The sequence below is a fragment of the Anabaena sp. CCY 9402-a genome, from assembly GCF_963920945.1.
Classification (GTDB): Bacteria; Cyanobacteriota; Cyanobacteriia; order Cyanobacteriales; family Nostocaceae; genus Trichormus; species Trichormus minutissimus.
Map to the genome: position 1 here is coordinate 1 of NZ_CAWUDL010000049.1, position 20,047 is coordinate 20,047.

Here is a 20,047-nt window from a genome sequence, read left to right on the forward strand (position 1 = left end):
AGGGGATAGGGGATAGGGGATAGGGGATAGGGGATAGGGGATAGGGGATAGGGGATAGGGGAATTTTAGATTTTAGTATTGAGATCCCAATCCAAAATCCACTCATTGAATTGCCCAATTCCCAATTCCCAATTTCCATTGACAAATATCGCAGAATATGTTGATAATGATTCTTTGTGGAAACTTTACCTCAATAATAAAAGCTTGGCTAACGTCATTGTTATAGGCGCCCAATGGGGCGATGAAGGAAAAGGTAAAATAACTGACTTACTCAGCCGCTCCGCAGATGTGGTAGTACGTTACCAAGGGGGTGTGAATGCTGGACATACAATTGTAGTCAAAGGTCAGACCTTTAAGCTGCACTTGATCCCCTCTGGTATTTTGTACCCAGAAACTAAGTGCGTCATCGGCTGTGGTACGGTCATCGATCCACAGGTTTTGATCAAAGAACTCGACCAATTAGAAACTTTAAATATTTCTACTAAAAATCTGCTCATTTCTGAGACAGCCCACGTCACGATGCCCTACCATCGATTAATAGATCAGGCATCTGAAGAACGACGGGGAAGCCATAAGATTGGTACGACTGGTCGAGGGATTGGCCCTACTTACGCTGACAAATCAGAGCGTACAGGGATTAGGGTACTAGACTTGATGGATCAAAATGCCCTGCGCGACCAGTTGGAATGGGCAATTAATAATAAAAACCTTATTTTAGAAAAGCTGTATAACCTACCACCTTTAGATCCACAGCAGGTAATTGAAGAGTATCTAGGTTATGCAGAACGCCTGCGGCCTTACGTTGTTGACACCTCGCTGAAGATATATGATGCAGTGCAACGGCGGCTTAACATATTATTTGAAGGGGCGCAAGGTACTCTCCTCGATTTAGATCATGGAACTTATCCCTATGTCACTTCCTCAAACCCTGTCGCTGGGGGGGCTTGTGTTGGTACAGGGTTAGGCCCGACAATGATAGACCGCGTGATTGGGGTTTCTAAAGCCTACACCACACGAGTTGGAGAAGGGCCATTTCCTACTGAGTTGGACGGTGAGCTAGGTGAATTACTGTGCGATCGCGGGGCAGAATTTGGTACAACCACCGGACGTAAACGGCGTTGTGGCTGGTTTGATGCCGTTATCGGTCGCTATGCCGTGCGAATTAACGGTATGGACTGTATGGCGATTACCAAATTAGATGTTCTCGATGAATTAGAGGAAATTCAAGTCTGTGTCGCCTATGAAATAGACGGCGAACGATCTGATCACTTCCCCACTAGTTCTAGGACTTTTGCGCGGTGTCGTCCAATTTACAAAACCTTACCAGGCTGGCAAGTGCCAACAACAGAATGCCGTACCCTGGAAGACTTGCCACCGCAAGCACTGGACTATCTGAAATTCTTAGCAGAATTGATGGAAGTCCCGATCGCGATCGTCTCTTTAGGTGCTAGCCGCGATCAAACCATAATTGTAGAAGACCCCATTCACGGGCCAAAACGTGCCTTGTTGCACGCCGACGGTACTCCAGCTTCTTTGCTAAGTGCTTAGTGAGTAATGAGTGCTGAGTGCTGAGTGCTGAGTAGTGAGTAGTGAGTAATGAGTAATGAGTAATGAGTCTCAAGTTTTTTGACCATTGACCATTGACAACTAACAAATAACAAATAACAACTGATAAATTTTATGGCTCTGACTGTCGAATCTAAACCCAGACCAGAAGGAAGCAAACCTAAAGCTTTACGCCGTTCTGGACTTATCCCTGCTAACTTATACGGTCACAATGCTAGAGAATCAATTTCTTTAGTGATTGATGCCAAAGTCGTAGAACGTCTACTGAAAGCAGCTGCTGTTAACAAGACGGAAATTGAACTTAGTATTCCTGAATTGCAATGGACTGGTAAAACTGTACTTAGAGAAGTTCAGATACATCCAGCAAAAGGTAATCCTTACCACATCAGCTTTTTTGCAACTGCCAAAGGCTAAGGCAGTGAGTGACAAATTTTGTCTCAACTTGCCATTTAAAGTTTGTAATAATTACTGATAAAACCAGGGATAAAACCCTGGTTTTTTTGTTGTTTGGCTTTCTTGACTTTTTCTGTAATTATCTAATAGTTGCTTAAAGTTTCAATCTATAAGTAAGCCAGTTTGTAGTAAGGACTTTAGTCCTGATTCTTTTAAGCACTAAAGTGCTTATTACAAACCATCAAAACTAGCTTGACAAATTACTCAGCCAAAATTTTTATGACCGAAATAACTCTTCCAGCCTTAATTCAACAAATGTTACAGCCGGGATTTTATCCCCATTCTATACAAGAACCGATTCAATTAATTCAAACCCACGTTTCTTATGTCTTGCTGACTGGTGACTATGCCTATAAATTGAAAAAACCAGTGAATTTTGGTTTTTTAGATTTCTCCACCCTAGAGAAACGCCAGCATTTTTGTCAGGAAGAGTTGCGCTTAAATAAACGAGGCGCAGCTGAACTGTATTTGGAAGTGTTACCTATAACTTTGGAGGGTGAGCAATACGTTCTAGGGGGAACAGGTAATCCTGTGGAATATGCAGTAAAAATGCGTCAGTTTCCCCAAGAGACTCTACTTAGTTCACTGTTTGCAGACGATAAGTTAAAAGAAACCGATTTAGAAGAATTAGGACGGGTAGTAGCTCAATACCACGCCAAAACTGAAACAAATGATTACATCCGTAGTTTTGGGGAAGTATCTCAAATCAGGGCTGCGTTTGATGAAAATTACCAACAAACCGCAAAATACATTGGGGGGCCGCAAACTCAGGCGCAGTTTGACGAAACTAAAGCTTACACTGAGCGTTTCTTTGCAGAACGACAAGAGTTATTTCAGCGTCGCATCCAAAATGACTACATTCGAGAGTGTCACGGCGACTTACACCTGAGAAATATTTGTCTGTGGCAAGATAAAATTTTGCTGTTTGATTGTATTGAGTTTAACGAACCGTTTCGCTTTGTCGATGTGATGTTTGACATTGCTTATGCGGTGATGGATTTGGAAGCACAACAACGTCCTGATTTGAGTAATGCCTATCTTAATACCTATGTAGAGCAGACTGGCGATTGGGAGGGATTAGAGGTATTACCTATATATTTAAATCGTCAGTCTTATGTGCGGGCAAAGGTGACATCGTTTTTGTTAGATGACCCCAGTGTACCCGTCACAGTTAAGGAAGAAGCAAGCAAAACAGCCGCAAAATATTACAAACTCGCTTGGGAATATACTAAACCCAAACAAGGAAAAATACTTTTAATGTCGGGTTTGTCTGGTTCTGGAAAGAGTACGACAGCCAAATATTTAGCGAGACAAACCGGAGCAATTCATCTGCGTTCAGATGCAGTCAGGAAACACCTGGGAGGAATTCCCCTGTATGAACGTGGAGGCGATGATTTATATACGCCGGAAATGACCCAGAAAACTTATGCGCGGTTGTTAAATTTGGGGATTATACTAGCTAATCAAGGTTACACCGTGATTTTAGATGCTAAGTATGATAAACAAGAACTTAGACAGGAAGCGATCGCTCAAGCTCAAAAACACCAACTACCCCTGCAAATTATTTACTGTACAGCACCTTTAGAAGTAGTGCAAGAGCGTCTTGTCAACCGTACTGGTGATATTGCTGATGCAACAGTTGATTTATTAGCTTCGCAACTCAAGCAAACAGAACCCTTTACTGATACGGAAAAACCCTATGTGCAGATTTGGGACACAACACAGCCACCACAAACACAATTGAGAGTGCTGAATAATGAGTAATAAGTAATGAGTCATGAGTGCTGAGTTAGGATATTCACTTAGGATGCAAAACTACCAACCAAGTAAAATATTTACGCAGCACAAACTTACGCTCCTCTACGCTAACAGCACTCCATACTCAACACTCAAAACTAGATACTCCATACTTGACACTCATTACTCATTACTCAAAACTCATTACTCATACTCATGGCGCAAAACAATAACAACTTATTCAATTTCTCCCCTGAGTCTTTATCTCAAATCATATTTGGGGCATTCATAATATTTATATTGAACACGACGGGAACACCACTAGCCCTAAGTATTTTTCTGGGTATTCTCGGTTGGTTTATTTTGGGTTGGTTTACTAGTGCCAATAAAACTAGTCCTCAGCCTCCCACTGTACCCTCCTCTGATGGGATTGATGCCGGATTAAAATACTGGTTATTTTTCTTGCTAGGTTTGGGCTTATTAGGATACCCAGCACTCATGAGCATCTTACTAGGTGGTGTGGGTGCTATAGGTGGAGGTTGGATTATTGCTTGGTGGAGAAGTAAAGAAGAAACCAGAACTCAATTACCAGTTGAAACTTTAGAAGATGTAGAAGGTGAACAATCTACCAGCAGAATCACGAGACAGCAAACAAGAAGGCCAAGCCGTCGTTATCGTCGTACACCTGGTAGTTTCAGTTTTAAGTTTTGGAATAAGTAGGGATTGGGGATTGGGATAAAATCTCCTCTGTCACCTGTCACCTTCTCCCAATATGTTTTTATATCTTTCTAAGTTACTACCGCTATTTTTTTACCCTTTAGGACTAGCTTGTATAAGTTTAGTAGTTGCCTTATTCACTTTGTGGAAAAGACCGCGTATTGCTGCTCTAGCTATCTCCTGGGCGTTAATTTTATTATTATTGTGTAGTAATGCTTGGGTTTCTAAGTATCTGGTGCGATCGCTAGAATGGCAAAATATCCCACCTGCACAGTTACCCACGGCTGAAGCAATTGTAGTGCTGGGTGGTGCAACGAAATCAGCCTTTCCTCCTCGACCGACGGTTGATTTGAGTGAACAAGGCGATCGCGTGATTTATGCGGCTCAACTATATCGCCAAAAAAAAGCTCCTATAATCGTACTCAGTGGTGGACGTATTGATTGGCGCGGTAGCGGTTCATCAGAATCGGCTGACATGGCAGATATTCTCACATCTATCGGTATTCCATCTGAGGTACTGATTCAAGAACCAGACTCTCTTAATACCTATGAAAATGCCGTCAATGTGAAAAAAATTCTAGAATCTCGCGGTATTCGTCAGATACTTTTGGTAACTTCAGCATTACATATGCCGCGATCGCTTAAAATTTTTCAGCGTCAAGGTATTAATGCTATCCCCGCACCAACAGACTTTCTAGTTAGTCAAGGTGAATTACAAGAACTCTCTAGCACTCCTAAAGCCGCTATCTTGAATTTATTACCAGATACCTACAACTTACACCAATTTACTAGCGCACTCAAAGAATACATTGGTAGTTTTGTTTATTGGGTACGGGGATGGGTGTAATTTGTAATTTGTAATTTGTAATTCGGTTTTTCCTATTTCCCCAATCCCCGCAAATTATGTCTGAAAATCTGCCTCACATCTTACCTAGCCTTCCACCTCAAGTTGAGGAAGGTTTTGCTGCATACCAAACAACTAAGCAGTTTTATCATGAAGTGCAGACACGCGTAGAGTTTCAGCGTTATTGTGAGTGGTACTCCATAACAGCTGAACAACACCGTCAAGAACTCAAAAAAATGCGCAGCGAAGTGAATATTTTGAGGTGGTTTCGTCGCTAATAAGAAAACATTAGCAAATAACTACTTATCAAGTGCTTTGATAATAACCTATATAAATAGGGCAATAAGAATAACTTATTTATATAGGTTATTATCAGTGAGGTTAGCTTTCAGTATGGTAGTAGGTAGCCCCCGATGGGTGGAATGGCAACATTCTCCTCGACTCTACCTTTCGGTGGCTACCCTGATACTACCGCGATAGTGACACAAGAGGGATGGTTTTAAAACACGCCCTAGTATACTTGAATATCTGACCTTCTCTAGCAAACTTTGCTGTCCTAGTTTTTTCCTGAAGTACTAAAATATCGTTCCAGCTATCTATTTCCTGGTAACTGTTGGGGAAATGAGAGAGGCTTAAAACGCTTGAATGTGTTGATGTCAACGCAGTTAGTATTATCTAGCTTAACCCTAAGTTCAGTGCTGAAAGTGACTAGCTGCTCCACAAGAGCCTGGCGATCAGTTAAACAGTTTTTAATAACCATGAGTTCTCCTAAAGTCCACTCATAGAGATTTCTGTCTGAATTGTTGATGAACACAGTCAACTCGTTCCTAATTCTCCAGATTTGGTTGAGCAGCTCATCCACCTTGACGTTGATGATATTTGCAATCTGAATATTGAAGGATTCCCTATTGCCGATGATAGCAATCAGTTCATCAACGTACTGACTCGCCAGAGTAATGAATGTTTCATTCCATTCATTACGAATGTTATCAATCTTGATGTCAACATTTCTGTAGAGGTTGCTAATCTTGTTGTTAATTTCCGTACTATTAACAACAAAGTTGAGAATTCTATTGTTAATTTCAGGACTATTGATAACAACGCTCTCAATCTTCTGGTGAATTTGATAATTATCGATAAATATATTCTGAATCTTTTGAGCTAATTGATCATTCTCAAAGATTTGATTAATTAAGACGTTGTTGTTGTTGATATTGTACTGTAAGCGTTGGTCAATATACTGGTTAATTTCGGTATTGTTATTGACCATACCTTGCGTAATCAGGTTTATATTGTTGCGGATGTTTCGTTCAAATTGTTGCCTCACATACTGATTAAGTTCAATATTTTCATTAACAATATTCTGAGTAATCAGGTTAATATTGTTACGAATATTTTGCTCAAAAGAATGGTTGGCTTGCTGACTAACGTACTGGCTAAATTCCTGCTTATTGACTATATTACTGATAATTAAGCCAATGTGATTGCGGATTTTCTCTTCAAAATTTTGGTCAAAATAGGAGTTTATTTGTTGGTTAATTTTGTTTGATATCTCAACGTTAATCTTGTCTTCCAATATCCTCTCTAAGTGATAGTCAGACCAACCTTGCAAGTTCTGCCTTAAGCTCAATTCTACCTGTTGTAGATAAGCATCCATCGAGAACTTAACTTTTGCAACTTCTATAGATAGGCTCTTAAAGTGCTGTTCGTAACTCTTGAATAGTAATTGTTCCAGTTGTTCCCAATACTTATTTTCTAGCGTTATATCAATTTTGTCTGGTACTTTGGTAGAGCTATCAATCTGCTTTAATTGCTCTTCCCACCTTTTCTTAAACTCCTCTTCTTCAAACCGGAATGTGAAGTCAAACGTATAGTTTTCTTGCCTCGTTTCTACATCTTCCTGTTCTATCTCTATAGAAGTAGAAATGTTATTTTCCCAATGTTGGCCGTTTTCATTTATTTCAGTTTCCCCTATTTGCTCTATTGTCAGAATAATATGCCCTTCATTATCTTCTTTGTAAGTGTCAAAAAATAAACCTGTGAGTGTAGTTCTTTCTTTGACTTCTAAAACTAATTCATCATTAAGCCCATTTAATGAAACCCAAGTTTCGTCAGTTTCAACTCCAGTCAGTTTTGTAATAAATTTTCCACCTTTGAGCAACATTAAAACCCAAGGCTCTATATTAAATTTTTTGCCATCTGACCAATAACTGGCATTGCTTTCACGAATTTTAATTCGATAATTACCTGGGTTTAACTCAACTAAATTAGAACCAGATTGTTTAAGAGTATAAAGATAACTTTCATCAAGAATATAACAGTTTCGTTTGCTGTCTACTGTTAAATTTACAGGATTAAAAAATTGCTTATTGCTTGTAATTATGAGATCAATTGAACCGCTATTATCTTCATTATTAAAATCAAAAAACAAAGCATTGAGAATTGCTCTTTCTTTAACTTCTAGTTTGAAGCTATCATTGTAACCGTTGAGAGTCGTCCATGTTGCGCCTACCTCAAAACCTGTAGATTTATTGATAAATGTACTCCCGTTATCTCCATATGTCCATAGTAAAACAAAAGGTTCTCCTACTGTTCTGCTATTGCTATGGCTATAGCGACCTCCAGTAATCCTGATATCAAAAGTACCTTTTTCAAAAATAAAATACGTTGCAACATTTTGTTGCAAATTGTTCATTTGGTTAGTATCGATAACATAACAATTAGTTTTGGCATCGATAGTTAAAGTATACATATTTACCTCCTTAACAATTTTAGTTTATTGGGTAATTTTCGTCTTTTCAGCTTTTTATCCCACTGGATTGTGCAAGTAGTTTTGCACCCTAAAGAGCATAACAAATTTGTTTTACTGCCTAAACTTTGGGTAGTTGAATATACCTTAGTTTGGTTGATGAGATGTGGTAATTTAGCTAGAAATTATAAGCTACTACCTCAAACCTAAGAAACGTATATTTCCCTTGCTATACACCTGATTATTATGAGGATATTGGCATAAATTTTAACCCTTTGAAATTTTTAAAACAGCCTTTACGATTTCATATCTTGCAGGTTAAAAGTTAATTATTTGCAGAACCTCTGTCTCTAGGAGTATTAAATATATTTGTTGATATACAGCAATCCTAAATAGGGGGTCTTGCTCACTTTTGGTGATGCAGGGTAGATAGAGACGACTCAGAGGAGAGATCGCCTACTTTCCTCAGATTTAGTAAAACCCACATTCCGCACTTCAAAAGTAGCATAAAGAACTACAGAGTTATTATCGGATCTACCTGAGTAAAAATACTTAGAATCTTCCTGTCGAAAAAGTGAGCCAATTAAAAAAATTAAAAATATTTTTGAGGTAAAAAAATTGTCTGCAACTTCAATTGCAAAAATTAAAAATATAGATCACTTAGGAATAGTAACGTGACTAATTGATGAAATAGGAATATAGGACTCATATTTGATTTTTGAAAAAACAAATTGGCTAGAATCTTGCCACACAAAGGTTTGTTTGTAAGTATACTTAGCAAAATTCAAGTACGATTCCTACAGTTGAAATAATCAACTCCAAATTAGGAATAGATGTTCGGAAAAAAATTCATCAGGAATATTAGTAAAAGTTATTTTGCTTAACGAATTAGGCTTTGTATCAAGACCTTTATATTTATTTAGTCAATTTTTTCAAGATAAAGAAATCGAAACATTATTGACAGAAGGAATAAAAAGCAATTATGTAAGTGATGAAATTTTTAGTGCTTACATAAGTATCAAATCATAAGTGTTTGATGATTTATTTTCATGCTGTAGATTCGTTCAGTACTATGACTCTTAATCATCCTGATTTTTTTGCTTTTCTCTTGACATAATCTCTTTGTACTTCAAGTTGAAGTGCGGAATGTGAGATAATAAGGCTTTCAAGGAGATATGCTAGAATTGAGCAGTTGAAAATTTTTGGCGTTTTGGTTGTCGGTAGTTAAGATAAATTTTTACATTCAGCAAGGCGATTCGCCAAGCTCAATTGAGAGATATGAAAAAAGTCGTCGTTGGTCTTTCAGGTGGCGTTGATAGTTCTACCGCTGCCGCTATTCTCCACCATCAGGGCTATGAAGTGATCGGTTTGACCCTTTGGCTAATGAAAGGCAAAGGCCAGTGTTGCTCTGAAGGTATGATCGACGCGGCTTATATTTGTGAACAGTTGGGCATTCCTCATGAAGTTGTGGATATGCGGGATGTCTTTCAAACTAATATTGTTGATTACCTGGTGAATGGTTACAGTGTGGGGATTACGCCCTTACCTTGCTCCCAGTGTAATAAAACGGTGAAGTTCGGCCCAATGGTAAAGTATGCTCGTGAAGAGTTGGGATGCGATCGCATTGCCACTGGTCATTATGCCCGCATTAGCTACGATGCAGCCACGAGACGTTACCAATTATTAAGGGCTATTGACCGTAATAAAGACCAATCCTACTTTCTGTATGATTTGTCTCAAGATTTACTAGCAGCATCATTATTTCCTCTAGGAGAAATGCAAAAAGCTGACACCCGCCGCATTGCTGCTGAACACGGCTTAAAAACTGCTGATAAGCCAGAGAGTCAAGATTTGTGCTTAGTAGAAAGTAACGGTTCTATGCGGGCTTTTCTAGATAAGTATATCGCTCCCAAAACAGGTAATATTGTCGATACCACAGGCAAAGTTTTGGGACAGCATGATGGTGTCCATCACTACACGATTGGTCAACGTAAAGGTTTAGGGATTGCGGCGGCTGAACCTTTGTATGTGATTGAATTAGACGCGGTAAATAATAAAGTCATAGTAGGCGATCGCACCAAGGCAACTCAGTCTGAATGTACAGTCAGCCGAGTCAATTGGGTATCTATTGCTGAACCCACTTCCCCCATTCGCGCGGAAGTACAAATTCGCTATCGTTCTAGTCCTGAAGCAGTGACAGTTATACCTTTAGAAAACTCCCGCGTGCGTTTGGTATTTGATGAACCCCAGTTCAGCATGACCCCCGGACAAGCAGCTGTCTGGTATGACGGCGAAAAAGTTCTCGGTGGGGGAATTATTGAATTGAGTGCTGAGTGATGAGAATGTAGGTTGGGTTGACGTAAGGAAACCCAAGATAGATCATAGTGTTGGGTTAGGCGATTGCTTGGTTTGGACTTAGGACTCAAGGAGTTTGCAATTACATCAAAGGACGAGAAGTTTGAGAACCCCAACCTAGTAGCCAAAAAACAGGATGTGGGTTTCCAATTACCAAAATTGGTGTGATATTTTAGTTTGGTAACTGGAGCCGCTATTGCTTTGTAAAGCATTAATAGCGGGTTGCCGCGACCAGTCTGGGATCAGCTGCCCATCAGTGCCTGGGCTAGCCCTATGAAAAGCGGTATTGCCACGGCAATCGCAACCGGCGTGCCGATGGCTGTGGAAGCACCTATGTAGGCGGAGGGATTGGCTGACGGAATACCAGCTCGTAAAGTGGGCGGACCTGAGATGTCTGAACTGGAGGCGGCAATGACGGCCAGGAGCGCGACACCGCCAGGGCTGAACCCCGTGGCGTAGTGGGCAATCATGCCGAGACCGAAGGCAATAAACCCATGCAGGAGCGGTGCTACCAGGGCATATACGGCGTACCACTGGGCTACCTTGCGTAGCTCGCCAATCCTTGACCAAGCCTCCATCCCCATTATCAGCATTAGTATTGAAAGCAGGCCTCGGAAGAGAGGCTCGTAGAAGCTTTCAAAAACACTTTCCGGCCGGGTTATTATGCCTAGAGTGAGGCCGAGCAGTAGTGCCGATAGAGCAGAACCCTGGAGGCTTTCCTGCACGATGGGCCATATCTCGACCCGCTTGCCTGCGGTAGTGCGCTGCTGGCTGAGATACTCCTGCCTGGTGGTGGGATACTCCTGCTCGCTGGGATATTCGCCTGCGGTAACTGCCTGCTTGCTGAGATATTCCTCCTGGCTGTCATACTTGTCGCGCTTCTTGCTGGTATAAATGCTGGCCACGACGATCGCAGTCACGAGCGCGGGGATGTCCATGAAGGGATAGAGTGCGCCAGCCCAGGGTTCGTATTTCATGCCTTGCGCTTCCATTACCGTTATGCCGGCGGCTAGGGTAGAGCCACTCACGGCACCGAACAAGCCCGCCGTCGCAACGGCATCCACTGTTCTGATGCCCGGCAGCTTGGCCAAGGTGTATCGCCCGATGAACACGATCAGGATACCCGTTACCACGGCGAACAGCCCGGGCAACAGCATCTCCGTCAGATTGGAATTGCGGATTGCAATGCCGCCGCTCAGTCCGACTTTGATGAGGAGCATGAAGACGATGAACTTATATATCGCATCTGGAATTTGCAGTTGGCTACCGAGGGCGGCAATGACTATACCACCAATCAGAAAGCTCAGTGTCGGGGACTGCAATTGCGCCCCGAATTTCGTCAAGAAATCGGAAAAGAAATCCATGTTGTAATTCCTCCTTGATTCAGATATTAGGGGTCAAAACAATTCAAAACTTGTACTGAGCAGTTCGACAGGTGGTACAGTGAGCCTGTCGAACTGCTCACTGTATCACTTGTCGTAAAGCCTGCGGCATAGCTGCGCTTAAGGCGTAGCCTCTCGTAGAGAAGTATTCAAAATTCTCAATTCAAAATTGCAATCATTAGGAGCTTGAACCCACTACTGATTGAAGACAAATTCAAAATTCAAAATTGCAATTATTAGGAGATTGAACCTACTACTGATTGTTCGCGTAGCGTCCCGTAGGGAAGACCAATGAACAAAGTTCAGTGGGGGCTTGAACGAGCGAATTAATTAATTCACAATAAATCTTCTTCTTAATTTTGCATTTTGCATTTTGAATTCAAAAAAGGTTAGGACGGCAGATATGTGATTAACTTTATCTTAAAATCCTTACAAATTTGCGATCGCTCTACATGGATCTGCTACGTAATTTCAAATTCAAATCATAAGTTTTCCTTTTATTCTCAAAAAACCTATATATTTCTGGTCAATGTGAATTGCAATCATAGGATTTTCTCTATACATTGTTGCTATTAAGAATGGCTTTCTATGACTGCACTTCTTTGTCAAAGTTATCCTGACTGGATCTACTTGGGACTGGCCTGCTCCATCCTACCTGTCCAGTCGAACTGGCTAGCGTTTGCTTGTTTTCACCAGAGGACGGTATGGGGCGGGCCAAATCGGAAGAGTTGCGTGGACACCACTCTTATAGCAATGCCTGAGCTAATCAATCCACATTTCGGGGGGAGTTGTTGACGGCACATAAGTCTTGGATGGACTGTAACTGGCGAGGTTAAACCACCCCACCGCCAGTATGAGACCGAACCCACAGCCCAACAAAAAAGTCCAGGCGTGAGAAGGATCGAGTACGCAGAGCAGGCGGCGATCGCCGCTATATACCTGCACTAGCCAGCCTTCGCTGGTGTTGTCAAATCTGGTTTGCAGTTTAGTTGAGTCAAACTTGTTCATTGTGTACGCTCCATGCTCATCGAATGTGTGTGGCGGTGGCGGGTACTTGCGCGCCGCTACGGAAACACCTGTCAGAAATTCACCGGTGAATGGAGAGTGTCTCAAGTAGAGAGACTCGGTTGCTCAAACCTGACATTGATGTCGAACAGAAGACAGACATCTATGCTTTAGCCTTGAACGATATTCTTACGTTTATATTTAGAAGTGCATCAAGAAATCGAACAAGAAATCCACGTTGTAATTCCTCCTTGATTCAGATATTAGAGTTTGGCAGATATGTGCTTAACTTTATCTTAAAATTCTTACAAATTTGCGATCGCTCTACATGGATCTGCTAAGTAATTTCAAATTCAAATCATAAGTTTTACTTTTATTTTCAAAACACCTATATATCTCTGGTCATCGTGTCAAAAGGATAAGTGTTTTTTATAAAATACTTCCGCTAATCTGAGTCAATTTTTCTCAATAGAGGTTAGTAGATTTGCCGATCTTTAGCATAAACTTAAAGATATGGTTCAAGGTAAGACTCGATGGTTTTGCCTTGAATTGTCGTAATAGAAAGTATCAGGAGGTAACCCACATGACCCAGAAAGCCAGCAAGCTCGTCATCGTCACAGAAAAGGTGTTACTGAAAAAGGTCGCCAAGATCATCGACGAAGTCGGTGCTACCGGTTATACGGTGGTGGCCGCTGGAGGTAAAGGCAGTCGCGGCGTGCGCTCGTCGGGACAACCCACCGTTGGCGACATCTACACTAATGTAAAGTTCGAGGTACTCACCCCTAGTCGGGATATGGCCGTGAAGATTGCGGATGAGGTCGCAGCGCAGTTTTTCAAAGATTATTCGGGTATCACCTATATCTGTGACGTGATGGAGGTACTGTACGCGCACCAGTTCTGAGTCAAAACCCCAGCAATTCCCCTTTTAGCAAGAAGCTGTTCAAGCACTGGGAATCTCGGTATTATAATGACATCGGAGAGATCCAAGAGAACTAGAGCGGTTGCAAGAACGGGGTTTATTCGACACCATCGTCGGTTCGTTTCGGCAGCGTTTGTCGTCGCTACCGGACAAACGCACAGCCAAAAACACTCGCTACGGGATGGAGGATGCCGCTTTGAGCGTTTTTAGCGTGTTGCTCATCCAGGGCGGAGAGCGATTTTTTTTGGGGAGATGAGAATAGCAATGCGATAAGATGACTAATTACTAATTCGCTACTTCGGCTATTTCAATAACCCGCCCTTCATAATCTTTAACTAGAAAATTTAGGGGTTTTTGATTACGAATCTTAAACTTTAACCCCCGTGTTTCTACGCGCAATAAAACCATTTCTAAGCAGTCACGATCAAAACAAACGTGACGTTGCTGATTTTTAGTACCTAAACTCGCACCAGTAATAACGTGGAGTTGGGTGTTTTTCTTTAGTTGATACCATAGTCCATCATTGCCGTTGTTCATGGTTTTACCTGACCAAGTGGGACTGGTGGACATATATAACGGATCGATCCCCGTCGCGCCTATGGTTTGTTCGTAGTTGTAGTAGTAGTGCAATGGTACTTCTGCGGCTGGCAAATCTAGCAACCCTTCATATAATTGTCGGGCAACTTCTAAATCAGACACCATCACAGTATGCACTTTGGGCGCACTGGTGAGGAATAGCCACATAGCACCTGCATAGGCTGCTAGTAGCATCACCATAATACCTTGGGTGGAAAACAGGCTATCTAGGGGTAAGGAGGGCAAGAAAGAGCCTAAAGTCAAAGGCGGGAGCAGGAACGATATCACACTAGCTGCTATAACCATGAACAAATTAGAAATTATATAAAGGAGTCGCTTTTATTATTGTCGATCAAGACTGACAAGAGGTCTTTATTCTAGTGTACCAAGACTAAACTTGTCTGAGTCTTAATCCAAATAGACCAACATCAAGATATTATACGGCTGACTCTAAAAATTTTATTGCCAATACTATCTTAACTACTATCCACCGGAAGATTTATGCAAATTCCTCATTTTTCTGAAACCAACCACCCGCTCGTTAAGTCCCTCTTTCATCATAGTGATCAAGAACTGCTGGAATTGTTTCAGCAAAATCCCGATGTTGGCAAATACTTTACAGTTATTTTTTGCCGCTATAGCCCGATAGTTTACACTTTGATTCAACATTCGGCGCGATCGCCTGTACAAGCTGACTACCTATTTGCTCTAACTTGGCGGCACATTTATTATGAACTCGGTGGACTGGATTTAAACAACCCCTCACCTGGCCAGGAAGGTTTGACTTTGCAAAATTGGCTGATTAATATCACGGCTGTCTGCATTAACGAAATTCAACTACCACCAACAGAATCCATACATTATTCCCTGCAAGACACTTCACCGCCGTTATGGTGCTATATCGAACAGGCATTAGACCAACTCCCCCCAATTTTAAGATTAATGGTCTTGATGGCTCAAACTTTCCACTGGAGTGAAACTCGCATTGCGGCTTATCTGCAAGCTGAAGGGGAAAAAATTACGCCTCCTGATGTAGCCAATTTTCTCCAGGAAGGCTATCGTATGCTAGAGGACAAATTACCCGCAGATATCCGCGACATCTACTTGGAAGAAGATTTAGTTGAATCGTAAGCTAAGTATATACGCGTGATTAATGAGTCTTCATACTAACATGATTAATTTCTGCGAGCTTCTACTTAAACCCGAAATCCTAGGGGTAAGTTTTATGAGACAAAGGCATACTGTTTTTAATTTATTCTCCATCCCTAAAACTTCACGTTATGGGTTGGTGAACAAATATAAATTTTTTAGTTCTTACTTTTTACTGGTGGCTGTGCTACTAAATCCTCTGGTAGCGAACGCAGTTGACATTACTCAGCAGTTGCATCGTCCATTGAATAGTTCTTTTGGACGACAATCCAGAGATGATGCAGACGCGTTATTACGTGTTAGTCAACAGCAATACGCTAGTGGCTACCCGGAAAAGTCTATTGGCTCTAGTTTGCAAGCACTGGAGATTTATCACTTGATTGGTGACCTCAGAGCTAAAGGTTTAACTTATGATTTACTAGCAAAGGCTTATATTCAACTGGGACGCTATAAAGAAGGTGAAGACGCATTGCGCCGACATTTAGCGATCGCACGGGATACTCAAGACTTTCAATCTCAGATTTTTGCCTTAAATAATATTGGGACTTTGTTCTTGCAAGTAGGTGAACCCATCCCCGCCGGCAAAACCCTAGAGGAAGCACTAATAATTGCTCGCAATGTTAAAAATATAGAAGGGGAAGGATTAACTTTAAGTAATTTGGGTTTGGTATCAGCGAGACAGGGCGATTATAACAAAGCGATTAAGCTCTATGAAACTGCTTTAATCTACCGCCGCCGCAGTGGTGATCTGCGTGCTGAACTCAATACTTTAAATAATTTAGGTGATACTTATCTAGCGGCTGGTAACTATCAAGATACTATTGCTACCTATGGCGCGGCGATGGGGATGGCTAGACTGAACCGCGATCGCGCTAACCAAATCCGAGCGATTGATGGTTTAGTCACCGCCCACAGTGCTGTAGGCCGCTACGAACGTGCTTTTGAGTTACTCCAACAACGTTTAATTCTGGCGCAAGAATTACAAAATTTGCCAGAACAATTAAAATCTTTTCAATCCTATGCGCAACTTTACGAGCAGCTAGGTAATTACCCAACTGCTCGTAATTTTTATGAAAGAGCCATCATCCTTTCACAAACCCTAGAAGATCGTCAACAGGAAGTGCTGTTGCGCGATCGCTTAACCCAAATGTCAAAGCGGCGGGAAACAGGTGACAGGTGACAGGTGACAGGTGACAGGTGACTAGTTCAAAAATACTGTACCATCCTCTTGGATTCTGACTGTACCTTTATCTTGACCAAAGTTAGTGGTTTCGTCCAATCGCACTTCTAACATTCCTTGGGTTGATGTCGGCTGTGGAATCACTTGAACCAGTCCGCCATCCTTACGGTAGAGTGTGAGTGTTACAGGTGCGTTTAAACCTCGCAGCATCACATTTGATTTACCCTGTAGCGATCGCGGTGCTGTATCGCCAATGACTTCATAAGTTACTTCAGCACCAGTATCATTTACTAACCGGACGTTAACCTGATTATTCACCAGGGCGAGTCTAGCACTGGGTTCTTGGCGTTCTCTGGGAAGGGGAGGTTGAATTACAGAAACCGGTGGGCGAGGGGGAATCATTTGTTCTGGATTTATCCCCCGTGCTTGCATTTGCTGGGTGAGAGCGTTGGGGGGACATCCTTGGGGGACTACATTTCTAGAGTTGAAAGGTTCTTCATAATAAATGCGAGGACAGGGATTGATTCCAGAAGTACGTGATAGTGGTGCTTCCCCACCCATACCTTGTGAGTATGGTGTCTGGGTAACAGGGGGAGTCATCGGTGGTAGAAGTCCTTGTGCTTCCAATCTGCGAGTTAACGCATTAGGAGGACAACCTTGAGGTACTAGAACGCGATTGTTATGAGGTTCTTCGTAGAAAACGCTAGGACAAGGATTTACCTTGGGAATGGATTGCTGTGCTGATGCTACTTGAGGAATTACAGGTATACCGATTAGTAATCCTCCGCAGATAGCACCAAATAGTTTTTGAGAATATGTCTTCATAAGTTACTCCTGATTAGGTTTAATTTTGCTCAATATATAGATTTATGATGTAGTTAATTACATTGCTAAAAATTAAGACAAAATCTGGCATATCAATATAGGTTTTCAGCCATTTAAATTTAGCAACTAGTTGTTTTATATATCTCTAACTTTAGACTTGAAACTCAAGACTAAAACATTTGGTATTTATATCTGTGGTATAATGTGAATCAGAAATATTGGCAACACATGAATAATCTGTAGGAGTGCAATTCCTTGCGCCCCTACTTGAGTAATTAACTATTTGTTAACATTCTTACTAAGCTTCTTCCCAAAGTTGGCGAACTTTGTCGGGTAGCCAACTGGCAATTTCCTCTATTCTTTCTGACGACAATTCGTCTTTAGTGGCAGAAAAAACAGCCTTAACAGCTTGTTCACGATCTACATTTGGGGGCATTCCGCCTTCATTAGCTACTCGAAATAAAAAGCGATCGCTATCAATTTTAAAAATACCAGGGCCTTGCCAGGGTGGACGTACCCGGCTCAGAAATCCCACAAGCGGATTTGTATCATGCCACAAATCAGCAATTTCCATTTGCAGAGATTTATCATCAGTGATTTCTGCTGGTTCATGTAATTCTTCTTCAACGCGATCAGCCGCTTCTGTAGTCATTAAATCACGCATGACTCGAAAAACTACTTCTGTGATATCTCTGGCATCATAGACATCTGGTAAACCACTTTCTACTTTAACTTTTTCTAAAAATGGAATATCTCTTTCTTGGATAGCAGTTGACATTTAATACTCCAAAAATTACTTCATTGTTACATTTTTTTGACAACAAAAAATTAGTTATCTCACCAGTGATAATGCAACCATTAGTAAATAAGTTAATAAATAAAGTGAAGACAATTCATCTACCACAGGAAACAAATATTAGTTAAGAAATTAAGACTCAAGAGTGACTGGTAAAGTAATAATAAAAGTAGTACCCTTACTTAAAGTGCTTTCTACTTGAATTTGACCGTGGTGATGTTCGACAATAGCTTGAGCGATCGCCAGTCCTAATCCTGAACCTGTAGCATTGTCTGTAGCTAGATTACCCGTCTTATGGGTGCGTGCTGGATCGACTCGATAAAAACGGTCAAATAACTTTGGCAGAGCCTCAGCCGGAATCCCCACACCGCTATCACTCACCTTAATTTGCAAATAAGCAGCACTGTTGTAGCGAATTCTATCTATCCGTGCTAGTTCTACATTTACCTCACCACCTGCTGGGGTGTATTGCAAAGCATTACCAATCAAATTCGTAAATAAACGCACCAATTGATCCCAGTTACCCCACAGTGTGAACCAATTTTCCAATAATTCCGGACTAGTTTCAAAAGGGGAAGAGTCAACTAGGTGCAAGTTTAAGGTAATGGCTTTTTCTGTCGCTAGCAGTTGTTGTTCTTCCACTACCTCCATGAGCAAAGCATCCACAGGACAAGCTGCAAAGCCATCTTTACTCATGCCACTATCTTGACGTGCTAAGAATAGTAGGTCATTAACTAACCTACCCAAACGCTGTGTTAGCCGTTCCACCGCCTTTAACTGTTGGCGGTAATTTTTAGTAACAGTCGTCTCGATTTGAGTTAATTCCAAGTCAGTCAAGGCTACTTGCACATTAGTTTGAATTAGCGTGATGGGACTTCTTAATTCATGGGAAGCATCAGCCGTAAATTGTTTCAGACGTTGGTAAGACTCGCCGACAGGTTGCATAGCCTTACCTGAAAGAAACCAGCCGCTAGCAGCTACAGACAGCACCATTAACCCCGTACCCAACGCCAAATCAAAAATTAACTGGCGACTCGGTTTAGTCACTTCAAACCAAGGATGACTCACCCGCAGATATCCTAAAACCTGTCGTCCTACTTCTATACGTTGGGTGACTTGGCGCAAGAGTAGTGCTGAGTCCTGAGTCACCGAAGTTTGCCCGGAGGGAGACCCTCCTTGCAACTTCTCGCTGTTAGCGGTAGCGCGGCGTTTAGCCGATCCTAAGTGCTGAATTGGGTTAGCAGTAGCGCGTGCTGAGTTGGGAGTTTCTGCGTTTTCCCATCTCTCTTGTTTAACTATACGTACAGTTTCACCAGTGCGATCGCTATGAATGGGAATATTGAGAGGTTCAGAAAAAGTAGACCAAATTAACTCACCAGTAGAACTAAACCACTCTAAATCAATGTGGTCATCTTCTACTGTCTCCGCATTGGTGCGAAAACTGGCTTCTACATTAATACGGAATTGCTCAGGCTCATCGTTAATTGGTTCAATGACTAGCGATCGCTCCACTATCTCTACTACATGATTCAACGTATCATCAACGCGCTCAATTAAGGTGTTGCGGACATATAAATATACACCACTGGCGAATAGTAAGAGTAATACCGCAGTTACAGCAGTGTACCAAATAGCCAAACGGCGACGAGTAGCTTGGAACATTTAAATGACCTGGAAAAGCATGAACTTTGAGCTATATGCAGAATGTAAATCAATAATAATCCTGAGAATGTTCCGTTACTGATGAAACATAGTTTAGGGTCGTATAACCCCGATATCACTTAGATATTGGGA

17 protein-coding genes and 1 pseudogene are annotated in these 20,047 nt (G+C 41.6%); 11 read left to right on the top strand and 7 right to left on the bottom strand.

Going from position 1 to position 20,047, the window contains the following annotated elements; translation table 11 throughout:
• Window positions 1-204 precede the first annotated feature (204 nt).
• The 6 genes from ACM0OR_RS17980 to ACM0OR_RS18005 all read left to right on the top strand — a co-directional run bounded on the left by ACM0OR_RS17980 (window position 205) and on the right by ACM0OR_RS18005 (window position 5,595).
• The gene (locus tag ACM0OR_RS17980) at window positions 205-1,548 is read left to right on the top strand and encodes an adenylosuccinate synthase (RefSeq protein WP_190703141.1); all 1,344 of its coding nucleotides are present in this window, start codon (window positions 205-207) and stop codon (window positions 1,546-1,548) included.
• A gap of 132 nt (window positions 1,549-1,680) precedes the next feature.
• Window positions 1,681-1,980, top strand: a complete 300-nt coding sequence (rplY, locus tag ACM0OR_RS17985) for a 50S ribosomal protein L25 (protein WP_190702936.1) — start codon at window positions 1,681-1,683, stop codon at window positions 1,978-1,980.
• Window positions 1,981-2,238: 258 nt separating this feature from the next.
• Window positions 2,239-3,783, top strand: a complete 1,545-nt coding sequence (locus ACM0OR_RS17990; RefSeq protein WP_414574834.1) for an AAA family ATPase — start codon at window positions 2,239-2,241, stop codon at window positions 3,781-3,783.
• A gap of 189 nt (window positions 3,784-3,972) precedes the next feature.
• A complete protein-coding gene (locus ACM0OR_RS17995; RefSeq protein WP_414574835.1) occupies window positions 3,973-4,476 on the top strand; it encodes a hypothetical protein in 504 nt (167 codons plus the stop codon).
• 52 nt (window positions 4,477-4,528) lie between these two features.
• Window positions 4,529-5,320: a YdcF family protein gene (locus ACM0OR_RS18000; RefSeq protein ID WP_414574836.1), complete on the top strand. Its 792-nt coding sequence runs from the start codon at window positions 4,529-4,531 to the stop codon at window positions 5,318-5,320.
• Between the two features lie 56 nt (window positions 5,321-5,376).
• Complete coding sequence (locus ACM0OR_RS18005; protein WP_190702945.1) at window positions 5,377-5,595, top strand: hypothetical protein; 219 nt, start codon at window positions 5,377-5,379, stop codon at window positions 5,593-5,595.
• A 314-nt stretch (window positions 5,596-5,909) separates the two neighbouring features.
• Here the strand turns inward: ACM0OR_RS18005 and ACM0OR_RS18010 are convergent, their stop codons facing one another.
• Window positions 5,910-8,069, bottom strand: coding sequence for a hypothetical protein (locus ACM0OR_RS18010; protein ID WP_414574837.1), 2,160 nt, complete (start codon window positions 8,067-8,069; stop codon window positions 5,910-5,912).
• A gap of 790 nt (window positions 8,070-8,859) precedes the next feature.
• On the opposite strand from ACM0OR_RS18010, the pseudogene ACM0OR_RS18015 reads away from it, so the two are divergent.
• Both ACM0OR_RS18015 and mnmA read left to right on the top strand, forming a co-directional pair.
• A pseudogene (locus ACM0OR_RS18015) lies at window positions 8,860-9,062 on the top strand (DUF4277 domain-containing protein); the annotation flags it as partial.
• A 282-nt stretch (window positions 9,063-9,344) separates the two neighbouring features.
• Entirely contained in the window at window positions 9,345-10,403 is a 1,059-nt protein-coding gene (gene mnmA / locus ACM0OR_RS18020; protein ID WP_414574838.1) for a tRNA 2-thiouridine(34) synthase MnmA, read from the top strand.
• 260 nt (window positions 10,404-10,663) lie between these two features.
• Here mnmA and ACM0OR_RS18025 read toward each other — a convergent pair whose 3' ends face one another.
• Both ACM0OR_RS18025 and ACM0OR_RS18030 read right to left on the bottom strand, forming a co-directional pair.
• Window positions 10,664-11,785: a sodium-dependent bicarbonate transport family permease gene (locus ACM0OR_RS18025; RefSeq protein WP_414574839.1), complete on the bottom strand. Its 1,122-nt coding sequence runs from the start codon at window positions 11,783-11,785 to the stop codon at window positions 10,664-10,666.
• A 780-nt stretch (window positions 11,786-12,565) separates the two neighbouring features.
• The gene (locus ACM0OR_RS18030; RefSeq protein ID WP_414574840.1) at window positions 12,566-12,811 is read right to left on the bottom strand and encodes a hypothetical protein; all 246 of its coding nucleotides are present in this window, start codon (window positions 12,809-12,811) and stop codon (window positions 12,566-12,568) included.
• Between the two features lie 580 nt (window positions 12,812-13,391).
• On the opposite strand from ACM0OR_RS18030, the gene ACM0OR_RS18035 reads away from it, so the two are divergent.
• Window positions 13,392-13,709 (top strand): P-II family nitrogen regulator, encoded by a 318-nt coding sequence (locus tag ACM0OR_RS18035; protein ID WP_414574841.1) that lies wholly within the window; start codon window positions 13,392-13,394, stop codon window positions 13,707-13,709.
• Between the two features lie 303 nt (window positions 13,710-14,012).
• On the opposite strand, the gene ACM0OR_RS18040 is transcribed toward ACM0OR_RS18035, so the two are convergent.
• Entirely contained in the window at window positions 14,013-14,609 is a 597-nt protein-coding gene (locus ACM0OR_RS18040; RefSeq protein ID WP_414574842.1) for a glyoxalase-like domain protein, read from the bottom strand.
• Window positions 14,610-14,804: 195 nt separating this feature from the next.
• On the opposite strand from ACM0OR_RS18040, the gene ACM0OR_RS18045 reads away from it, so the two are divergent.
• Window positions 14,805-15,434, top strand: coding sequence for a sigma-70 family RNA polymerase sigma factor (locus tag ACM0OR_RS18045; protein WP_414574843.1), 630 nt, complete (start codon window positions 14,805-14,807; stop codon window positions 15,432-15,434).
• A 94-nt stretch (window positions 15,435-15,528) separates the two neighbouring features.
• A complete protein-coding gene (locus ACM0OR_RS18050) occupies window positions 15,529-16,632 on the top strand; it encodes a tetratricopeptide repeat protein (RefSeq protein ID WP_414574844.1) in 1,104 nt (367 codons plus the stop codon).
• 21 nt (window positions 16,633-16,653) lie between these two features.
• On the opposite strand, the gene ACM0OR_RS18055 is transcribed toward ACM0OR_RS18050, so the two are convergent.
• From ACM0OR_RS18055 to ACM0OR_RS18065, 3 genes are all read right to left on the bottom strand, one after another.
• On the bottom strand, window positions 16,654-17,457 hold the full coding sequence (locus ACM0OR_RS18055) for a hypothetical protein (RefSeq protein WP_414574845.1): 804 nt from the start codon (window positions 17,455-17,457) through the stop codon (window positions 16,654-16,656).
• Window positions 17,458-17,755: 298 nt separating this feature from the next.
• The gene (locus ACM0OR_RS18060) at window positions 17,756-18,235 is read right to left on the bottom strand and encodes a DUF2267 domain-containing protein (RefSeq protein WP_414574846.1); all 480 of its coding nucleotides are present in this window, start codon (window positions 18,233-18,235) and stop codon (window positions 17,756-17,758) included.
• 150 nt (window positions 18,236-18,385) lie between these two features.
• The gene (locus ACM0OR_RS18065; RefSeq protein ID WP_414574847.1) at window positions 18,386-19,915 is read right to left on the bottom strand and encodes a sensor histidine kinase; all 1,530 of its coding nucleotides are present in this window, start codon (window positions 19,913-19,915) and stop codon (window positions 18,386-18,388) included.
• Window positions 19,916-20,047 lie beyond the last annotated feature (132 nt).